7 protein-coding genes are annotated in these 9662 nt (G+C 31.4%); 3 read left to right on the top strand and 4 right to left on the bottom strand.

Annotated features, from left to right (window positions below; all coding sequences use genetic code 11):
- Positions 1 to 371: 371 nt before the first annotated feature.
- Together BUB80_RS22410 and BUB80_RS22405 are read left to right on the top strand one after the other, a co-directional pair.
- The gene (locus tag BUB80_RS22410) at positions 372 to 758 is read left to right on the top strand and encodes a hypothetical protein (RefSeq protein WP_073297909.1); all 387 of its coding nucleotides are present in this window, start codon (positions 372 to 374) and stop codon (positions 756 to 758) included.
- A 616-nt stretch (positions 759 to 1374) separates the two neighbouring features.
- Positions 1375 to 2436, top strand: a complete 1062-nt coding sequence (locus tag BUB80_RS22405; RefSeq protein ID WP_073297907.1) for an NADH:flavin oxidoreductase — start codon at positions 1375 to 1377, stop codon at positions 2434 to 2436.
- 452 nt (positions 2437 to 2888) lie between these two features.
- Here the strand turns inward: BUB80_RS22405 and BUB80_RS22400 are convergent, their stop codons facing one another.
- From BUB80_RS22400 to BUB80_RS22385, 4 genes are all read right to left on the bottom strand, one after another.
- The gene (locus BUB80_RS22400; protein WP_073297905.1) at positions 2889 to 3995 is read right to left on the bottom strand and encodes a zinc-binding dehydrogenase; all 1107 of its coding nucleotides are present in this window, start codon (positions 3993 to 3995) and stop codon (positions 2889 to 2891) included.
- Positions 3996 to 4569: 574 nt separating this feature from the next.
- Positions 4570 to 5520 carry a terpene synthase family protein gene (locus BUB80_RS22395; RefSeq protein WP_073297904.1) on the bottom strand — a complete coding sequence of 317 codons (951 nt, stop codon included), beginning with the start codon at positions 5518 to 5520 and terminating at the stop codon, positions 4570 to 4572.
- 59 nt (positions 5521 to 5579) lie between these two features.
- Entirely contained in the window at positions 5580 to 6584 is a 1005-nt protein-coding gene (locus BUB80_RS22390) for a terpene synthase family protein (protein WP_073297902.1), read from the bottom strand.
- Positions 6585 to 7000: 416 nt separating this feature from the next.
- Positions 7001 to 7339, bottom strand: a complete 339-nt coding sequence (locus BUB80_RS22385; RefSeq protein ID WP_073297900.1) for a hypothetical protein — start codon at positions 7337 to 7339, stop codon at positions 7001 to 7003.
- Between the two features lie 341 nt (positions 7340 to 7680).
- On the opposite strand from BUB80_RS22385, the gene BUB80_RS22380 reads away from it, so the two are divergent.
- Positions 7681 to 8652, top strand: a complete 972-nt coding sequence (locus BUB80_RS22380; protein WP_073297898.1) for a polyprenyl synthetase family protein — start codon at positions 7681 to 7683, stop codon at positions 8650 to 8652.
- Positions 8653 to 9662: the final 1010 nt, after the last annotated feature.

Here is a 9662-nt window from a genome sequence, read left to right as displayed (position 1 = left end):
ACTAAGCTCTTTATCTGCTTTCCCTACCATTAAAAATTAGTATTTATTGTAAATATAGGCATTTGATGATATTAATAAAAAGGATAAGTCAATAAAGTTGTTTTTTATTACTCAATGATTTATGAAAACACATTTATTTATTAAAATGTTAAATACCTATAAATTTTTACATTTATGTTATGTCAAATGTAGTTTATTGTGTTTGTAATTCAAAGAATATTGATAAATATTAATTCTATATAATGAGTTTTATTCGAAGAGAATACCTTGAGGCTTGTCTCGGGGTCAAAAGAGGAAAAGTTTGAAAAACAGATGGTTTTTCATAAAACTAAAAATAGGATATCTTCCATTGAATACCTCATTTTAACGCTTTGCAAGTTTTATGGACAGACCGAAACGATAAACTCCCTTGGGAAGAAAATTTTGAAGAAGAGTTTTTATTCAAACAACCATTACTCGATAGGAACGCAGACTTTAAGTTTAACGAACCTAAAAATCTTGCAATATTTACAACTCGACAATGGCTTGACGAGAAAAAACCTATTTTAAGCATTGTTCACGATATTGATGGTGACTGGCAATTTTTGACAGGCGACCAATTCCCCGAAGACATAAAAATAGTTGCATTAGAAGAACTAATTAAACGAGACAACACATTAAACGAAGTGTTTGACCTTGAATATGGAGAAGAAGCTGAAAGAGATTTTATAGGCGGACAATGGACAAGAAACAAAGTTGAAACTGATGATGAAGAATAGAACGGCAACCTGCAACAAAGGTTTGTTGATAGTGTGCGGAAAGTTCATAATTCAAGGTTTGCACTGCAGTTGAAATTTGTATTTTAGTTAAAGGTTTCAGCATCAAGATGTCAGGCATAGCCAAACCCCGAAAAGTTAATAATAGCTATAACTAAGTCTCAAAAAACGATAGGATTATTATACGCTGGAATCAAATATTGTGTGCCTCATGACTTTAAACCTGATTAATATGTACAACTAGTTAATATGGACTTGAAGAAAATCTGCAGATAGAAAGTTGGCACTGTTAAATTTGTAATTATTCAAAAGATGTAATTTTAGATTTTATAGCTAAATCTTTTGATGGATACATAAAAATTATGGTTCCAACTTTGGGGGCTCTCCAAAACGAAATTTACGGTCTTTGATAGCCAATACAATGATGAGTTCCCCTTGTTTCCCAAGGCACACATTGCTTTGTATAAAGGGCAGCTATATTTCATTAATTTTGTCTTTATCATACGTTACTTACATTAGTTACTTTTAAATACTAGTTTTTTGCTCACAAGATACAGATGTGAGCTATTATTTATTATTTTGTCATACAAAATAAATTGTCACATAAAATAATTACAAAATGAGTATAGATGTATTATTTAGCCCATTTAGCTATAAAAGTCTTCAACTTAAAAATAGAGTAGTAATGGCTCCGATGACAAGAGGTCAATCTGATAACGGAGTACCCACTCAGCAAATCACAGAGTATTATGCTAGAAGAGCTGCTTCAGATGTAGGATTGATTCTATCTGAAGGAACTGTAATCAATAGACCCGGATCCAAGAATGTCCAAAATATTCCTGATTTCTATGGTGTAGAAGCTTTAAACGGTTGGAAAAAGGTAATCGATGCTGTTCATGCAAATGGTGGAAAAATGGGACCTCAGATCTGGCATGTGGGTGAAATAAGAAGTTCTGAAGATTATCCATTGGTTGATATGGAAAAAGCTTCTACCATGACGTTGGAAGATATCCAAGATACAATTGCACAGTTTGCTGTTTCTGCAAAATCAGCTAAAGATTTAGGTTTTGATGTTCTTGAAATTCATGGAGCTCATGGTTATTTAATTGATCAATTCTTTTGGGAAGTAACCAATACAAGAACTGACGAATACGGTGGTAAAACATTGAAGGAAAGGACCAAATTTGCTGTTGATATCGTTAAAGCAATGAGATTTGCTGTTGGAGAAGACTTTACGATTATTATTCGTCTTTCTCAATGGAAACAGCAGGATTTCAAATCCAGATTAGCTATAACACCGGTTGAAATGGAAGAATGGTTGTTACCTTTAAAAGAAGCGGGAGTAGATATTTTCCATTGTTCACAACGTCGTTTCTGGGAACCTGAATTTGACGAATCTGATTTAAACTTTGCAGGTTGGGCTAAAAAAATAACAGGGCAACCGACAATTACAGTAGGCTCAGTTGGACTTGAAGGAGATTTTATTGGTGCATTTCAAGGGCAAGGAACGGGAAAAGCTGATTTATCAGAATTAATCAGAAGACAGGAAAGAGGAGATTTTGATCTTGTCGCTGTCGGAAGAGCTCTTTTACAAGACCCTAATTGGGTGAAAAAAGTAAAAGAAGGAAATACAGACGAACTTTTAAATTTTTCAGTTGAAAGTTTAGGAGTGCTTTATTAAAGACAATTATGAGTTATGGATTTACTTTGCTGTTAAATTATTAGCATTGTAAACCATTGACAATTCACTCATTTATATTAAATTTCTCACCTAATTATTTTTTTAGAAACTCCCACTTTCAGATCTTCTGAAAGTGGGAGTTTCTAAAAAAATAAAACCTATCAAATTGAAAAAACACCAAAGAAGAGCCTTTAGTGTTTTTAACTATAGTTTAAATAAATTGAATACTAATTTATTTAAGCCATTTATGTACTTAGAGTTTATACTGACCGTGCTATATTTTCCCTTTCGTATACCAGCCCCATTCATATTCATCATAGGATTCACGCACTTCCTCAAGACTTTGTAATGATTACTTAAACTGTGAACACTAAAATTTAATATGAACTCACAGAAAATATGCATTTTGACGAAAATCTGCTGACAGAAATTAGGCATTGTTAAATTTGTAATTATTCAAAAGATGTAATAACGGAACGACCTATAATTCCCCCTTCTTTCAACTTATCATATGCGTTTTGAACATCATCAATATGTATCTCTTGATAAATCAAATCATCTAAGTTCATCCGTCCTTGTAAGTATAAATTAGCATACATAGGTATATCCCGTTTTAAATTAGTAGATCCCATTATTACCCCCTCTAATTTTTTCGCAGGAAAAAGAAAGTCTGTCGTTCCGTTAAATTCCATTTTGGTTCCCATATAATGCATTCCTACTATATAAGCGCCTCCGCCTCGATGTATCATTGAAAAAGCTTGTTTTGACGTTACAGGAAGTCCTGCAACATCAAAAGCAGCATTTACTCCTCTTTCGGTTATTTCCATAACTTTGGCAACAGGGTCTTCATTTTTTGAATTAATAGTATGTGTAGCACCGAAACGTTTCGAAAATTCTAATTTATCATCTTGGATATCAATAACAATTATAGTTGTAGCACCAGCTATTTTAGCACCAGAAACAGCATTTAAGCCCACTCCTCCCGCTCCGATAATTGCTACAGAATCACCAGGACGAACTTTTGCAGTATTAATAATAGCACCAGCACCAGTTACTGTTCCGCAACCTAATAGGCAGGCTCTACTAAAAGGAATTTCTTTAGGAACTTTTGCCAATTGATTTTGATGCACAAGTGCTTTTTCTGCAAAACCACCCAGACCATAGCCTTGTGTAATTTCAGTATCTTCACCGTTTAGCTTAACCCTGGCTTTTTCTCCTTGCTTTCTCATCACCTCTTCTGGATGATAACATAAATGGCTTCTCCCACTTAAACACGACTCGCAATGACCACAATACTGAATCAAGCAACCTACTACATGATCACCTACTTCAAATTCAGTAACCCTTTCACCTATACTTTCAACAACGCCGGCAATTTCATGTCCGAATAAAGCGGGGAATGTGAACATTCCAAAATCGTGTGTGGCTAAATGTGAATCTGTATGACATAACCCTGACGCTTTAACACTAATTAATACTTCATTTTCCATAGGAACATCTATTTCTGCTTCTTTGGTTATGAATGGTGCATTTACTTTTTCTACGATTGATACTTTCATATTTTAAAATTTGGTATTGTTAATTCTGAACTTTTACATTTTGGTAATTAATAGTTTTTTTCAAATTCCTACATTTGCCATACATCTATTTACTGCATAGGATAAGGCTTCTTTTCAAAATAATCTTCAGGACGTAGCTACTCGGTTTTCAACTTTCACTATAAAATTTCTGTAATATTTAGAGGTGGAAAATACAGAGGTAAATAGAAAATAAATAATTCCAAGGGCAGAATCGAAGTATTCAATGGAAGAGATTCCATTTTTGGTTTTATAAAAAACTGTCTGTTTTTCATACTTTTCATCTTTTGGTCCCTGAGGCAGGGCCTCAAGATTATCTTCGAATAAATAAATTGCAATAACTTCTTAGTGTATGAAATTTGGCTCATTGCTGTTGGTAAACCTTTCATAATAATAGTTAAGCTCTTGTTCATATTTTTCACATACATATTCGGAATTTAGTCTGATTATCACAGTGCTTTGAACCCATTATCAATCAATTGTCACCTTTTTTCCAACTCTTAATTGGTAATTTTAAGGAACGATTATTTAATCATAATTCTATTTGGCATTGCGACTAAGCTTCTTCTTTTTTATACCGGTCTGAATTTTCGTGCCATTCTTTTTGCCCTTGCAAAAGCAATTTAGCATTTTCAATATACATTAAAACATCACCATTGTATTTACCAAAATCCGGAATATTGTGTGATAATTTTATAAACTCATCCATCCCATCATTATGTAGTTTAGCAGCTTTATCATACGCCTCTTCAAGGGAACAATTATTTTCATTTTTAAGAACCAATACCAAATTCATTACTTCATTTCTTTCCAATTCTCTTGCAGCACCATAAATATCATTACTCCACATGATGGAAAATGTAATATGATGTCGAAGTTTCTGAATATAGGGGGTATGATAAATTTCTTCAGGTATCATAAACCCTGATGCTACTTCTACAAAATCTGATAAGATTAAACATCCTGAAATCTTTTCTCTAATAGAAAGATAATCCTCATAAGTAGGATAAACTACCTTATCTGTATATTGGTTATATACAGTTTCTTCTTTCATTCCTTCTAGCCATAATTCTTGGTTAGCAATAAATCTTTTCAACCAAAAAGAGCTTGATACTTCTTTGAACATATCTCTTACGCTTGCAAATTCTCTTAAGAAAATATCATCCACTGAATCTGATTCTAAATCAACCTTTGCACCGTTTAGTACACCTATTGATTTTTTACATATGATACTAAACTGTTCTTTTGAACTTGCATCATAATAATCATCGAAAGCAAAGCCTAATAATATCCAACGGGATATTGCAAGTAATCCCGGGTAATCCGCATTGGGAAAAATAATTGCAGCTAATGTTATAATTTTTGATGTTTTGTAAGCATGTCTCATGGGTTGAGGCATCCAAAGATAGTTTTCAATCCATAACTGCTGTTGCTCATCCACAAGATCAATATAAGGACTAATCTTAGAATTAAAGGTATAATTTAAATTAAAATTTGTTGTTCTCATATGTATATTATTTGATTGATAATAAAATATTAATAGTTCTTTTATAATGATAGAAAACTCTACTCCTTCCTAACAAAAGCAGCTTCAGCTAAACCATGGTTGCTGTTATAACGAAGGGTATCCTTTAAATACCATGTATTAAGACCTGAAATCATTAATGATAGGTATTCAACTACTTTTGTTGTTCTTTCGCTCCATTCTCCAAAATCCGGAAGATTATTTTGTAGGGCCACAAATTCAGCCACATCGTTGTCGTGGATCATCCTTGCTTGCTCAATAGCTTGCTCAAGAGGGATATTCTGCTCGTGCATAAGAATAAGAACGAGATTCATTACTTCTCCTTTTTTCTTAATTTCTTTTTTGATGGAATAAAAATCATTCTGCCAACCGATTATTCTTGCTGTTAAAGCTCTAATACGGAGAATCACGGGGTGCTTTTCAATTACTTCCGGCAATACATATCCCAATGACAGCTCTGCCCACGGCTCGTATGCATACATACCTATACAATACTCCCTAATAAGTTTGTAATGTTCCAGCTTAGGAAAAGTCTGGCTCGTTCTAAAAGGAGCTTCTGCTTTGAGTCCATATTCAATATATCTATCAAGAAAATAAGTAAATAATTTCAGAACTTCAGGAGAGCTAACAGCAAGGTACTCATCTCTTAATTTAGCCAATACATGATCAAGATCAGCCGCGTCTGGTAAAGGGTTGCTACCTTCAAGAATATCTATAAAACGTTTACGAAGTTCCTCTACCTCTTCAGCAGTACACATACCCACATAGTCATCAACAATAGAAACCCAGATCATAAATCGGCTGCATGCACTTATATGCGCGTAGGAAGGTGTGAAAGGAACCATACGAGCAGTCGCAATATGGTAGTTTCCTTGCTTGTATTTCTCTCGGATCTCTAAAGAAAGAAATGGATATTCTGTATCCAGCCATTCGTTCAGTTCTGGTCCCAATTCTTTTACATGAGGATTTATTAAATCTGCCGCCCAAGGATAATTTAAAGATAAAAGATAAAATTCCTCAAAGTATTCAACGTCTGTCTCATTCATAGTTAATATTTTTAGATTTGATTTGTGGATGTGCAATTAAAACTATTGATGTTGAAAATTTAAAATTAGTTACTTATAAGCTATGCAGTATATATAATTGGCTTAAACAATAGGATTTATAATCCCTAGCTATTTCAATTTATTAATAAAAACACATGAAATATTACAATCATTACTTTAAAATTTATCTTTTTCATGTGAAAATTATCAGATACCTAATTTAATAATAAATCAACAATATTAGATATTTTTTATATTAAATTTACAAATATGTTAAAATAATTTTACAAGGTAGACTTTATTAATAATATATTCTTAATATTTATTTGATAGAAAGGTTGAAAAATAAACGGATTTTTCTGTAAAATATAATTATTTGTATAATTATAAATAATCAAAATAATTAACTTGAATTTCTAAAAAATATCTATCTCCAAATCAATATCTATTTCCTTAATATTTATTATGTATTCTGTTTCAAATTCGAACTTACCTTTAGCTGTAAAAGCTTTATTATAAGGTGTATCTTCGCGATCAGTATTTGAATTTACAGTGATGTCAGATATGAAAAAACCTTCATTGGCAAAGAAGTTTTTATTGGATATATCAATATCTATATCTGTCGGGTTTAGATCTACTTTCCACTGATTGCAGATGTAGTTTTTCGGTTGTGTACTGTTTAGTAAATTACACCAGATAGAATACTCGCTGCAGAGCTTTTCTACAATTTGATTTCTAATTTCATTAATTTCCATGATTAATAGTTTGTAGCAAAATCGAAAATATAAATTTAAGATTAATATTAGTTTATTTTAGAAATATTTCTAAATTTATTGAATAAATTTAGCATAGTATATAATTGCTTACTTGTTGATTATAGCTATTAATATTTCAAATAATAAGGATATAAAGTATTTATTAATCATGAAAAACAAACTACACATTCAACAATTAAAACTCCCTCGTGATCTACAGAATAATTTATCAAAAAAAACCTCGTAATTAGAATTAATTGAAAAAATCTTTCTTTTCAAAATGTCTTTAGCATTGCTTTATATAAAAAAAATTAAACATTATCTATTATAAAAACTGTACTATGGAAATATTAAATCAATATCAAAAAATTGTTGGTGATGCAATTAATAAATATTCTTTTAAAAGTAAACCCAATGAATTTTACGAGCCCATGAATTATATTATATCTCTGGGAGGAAAACGTATTCGTCCCGTGATGGTGTTAATGGCTTGTGATATGTTTGGTGGCAATACAGAAGAATCAGTGAAGCCAGCATTGGCCATTGAGTTTTTTCATAATTTTTCTCTTATGCACGATGATATTATGGACAAAGCTCCCTTAAGAAGAAACAAGCCAAGTGTTCATACCTTATATGGAATTAATTCTGGTATTCTTTCAGGGGATGGGCTCGTCTTCAAAGCCTTTAAATTTTTTGAAGACCTAGAACCTGAAACCTTTAAATTGTGTCTAAAAGTATTCACGAAATCTACAATTTTAGTATGTGAAGGACAGCAATATGATATTAATTTTGAAACTCAGCAAAATGTTACATTTGATGATTATATTAAAATGATTACCTATAAGACTGCAGCTTTAAGTTCTTCATCTTTGGCTATCGGAGCCTTAATATCCGGAACAAAATTAAAAAACGTTGTTGCGATAGCAAAATTTGGTAAGCATCTCGGTATTGCCTTTCAGATGATGGATGATTATCTTGATGTATTTGGCGACCAATCTCAATTGGGGAAGAAGCATGCTGGAGATATTTATGAAAATAAAAAAACACTACTTTATTTTCTTGCAAAAAAGCATGCAACAGAAAGTGAAATAAAAGAATTGGATTATTGGTATTTAAAAAAAACAGATAATATTGATAAGGTTTATGAAGTGGAAAAAATATTCAAAAAAAATAAAGTGGATGAAAAAGCATTACGTCTAATTGAAAAACATACTGAAATAGCACAAAGCTATCTTCAAAAAACAGACATATCAGAAGATAACAAAAAACCATTTGTAGAGTTAGCAAATTATTTATTGAAAAGGGAAAGCTAATTTTGGAAAAGCGTATGATAATACATGATTAAAAACAACAAAAGGTATAAAAATTTACAATGGTAAAAATGTTCAAAAATTTGATATAGCCGATAATACTGTCACCGATTATAATTCATTGAAAAATAATTTTTAAGACTTTTTTTAATAAAAATCTCTGGGATTGATGTAGATTGGATGTTTGTAGATAAAGTTGAAGCTTATGTAATTAATGAATAAACTTAAGTAAATATTATAATTAAGAATAGTGTGGGGTGTACTTATTAATCCTTTTTGATAGGACAATATTACTATTATCGAACCGAGTGTGATTAACCACGAAGATAATAATTAAAAAAATATTTCTTATATTTGATTTAACAAAACGAATCAAAAACCTACATTTCAAAAGTGAGTAATTCGGTGAGTAGCCGAGCCTTGATTTCAGAAAATGTCGATGAATAAAGAGATTTAAAGAATAGGTGGTTTTACCTCTCTCTCCGCAAGTTGAGAAACTAAAAAATATTAAAAGCCTTTAAATAGTACTATTTAAAGGCTTTTTTGTATGTAATAATTTCGATAGCAGAATTCAGATCAGGCGCAAAATCGGATCAGTTCCAAAACTTGGGGACTACGCAAAAAGTTTAGATAATCTAAATAGGAAAAACGATTTATCGGGTCAAATTCGGTTACCAGATATATGTAAAATCAGAATAACCAAATTTTTCAAAAGTTTACATGGGAAGCTCCTTTGTATTACGTTATATCAAATTTATTGAGTATTTGAATATCTTGTGAGGCGAAAAAATTAAAGCGATCTTGATGAATTATTTAAATAGAATTTAGATTCAAAAGTAAGGGATTTTTTTTGTTGAATTTTCCATTACCTATTGGCTGCTATCATTTGATTTTTTTTAATATATGATGGTGATACCCATTGTATTTTTCCTCATCCTATTGAATTGCTGAAAAATATCCTGATATGTTTATTGCCCTAACGTCTTACCCTGATTTAGATTATTATATTTCTC

Source organism: Chryseobacterium polytrichastri, assembly GCF_900142445.1.
In the GTDB taxonomy this organism is placed as follows: Bacteria; Bacteroidota; Bacteroidia; order Flavobacteriales; family Weeksellaceae; genus Chryseobacterium; species Chryseobacterium polytrichastri.
Note: the sequence above shows the minus strand (reverse complement) of the source record. Positions and strands in the feature narration are given on the sequence as shown.

Bases quoted from the DNA above. Each gene is read 5' to 3' on its own strand.
- BUB80_RS22405 (WP_073297907.1), top strand. From the start codon at position 1,375: ATGAGTATAGATGTATTATTTAGCCCATTTAGCTATAAAAGTCTTCAA.
- BUB80_RS22400 (WP_073297905.1), bottom strand. From the start codon at position 3,995: ATGAAAGTATCAATCGTAGAAAAAGTAAATGCACCATTCATAACCAAA.
- BUB80_RS22395 (WP_073297904.1), bottom strand. From the start codon at position 5,520: ATGAGAACAACAAATTTTAATTTAAATTATACCTTTAATTCTAAGATT.
- BUB80_RS22390 (WP_073297902.1), bottom strand. From the start codon at position 6,584: ATGAATGAGACAGACGTTGAATACTTTGAGGAATTTTATCTTTTATCT.
- BUB80_RS22385 (WP_073297900.1), bottom strand. From the start codon at position 7,339: ATGGAAATTAATGAAATTAGAAATCAAATTGTAGAAAAGCTCTGCAGC.
- BUB80_RS22380 (WP_073297898.1), top strand. From the start codon at position 7,681: ATGGAAATATTAAATCAATATCAAAAAATTGTTGGTGATGCAATTAAT.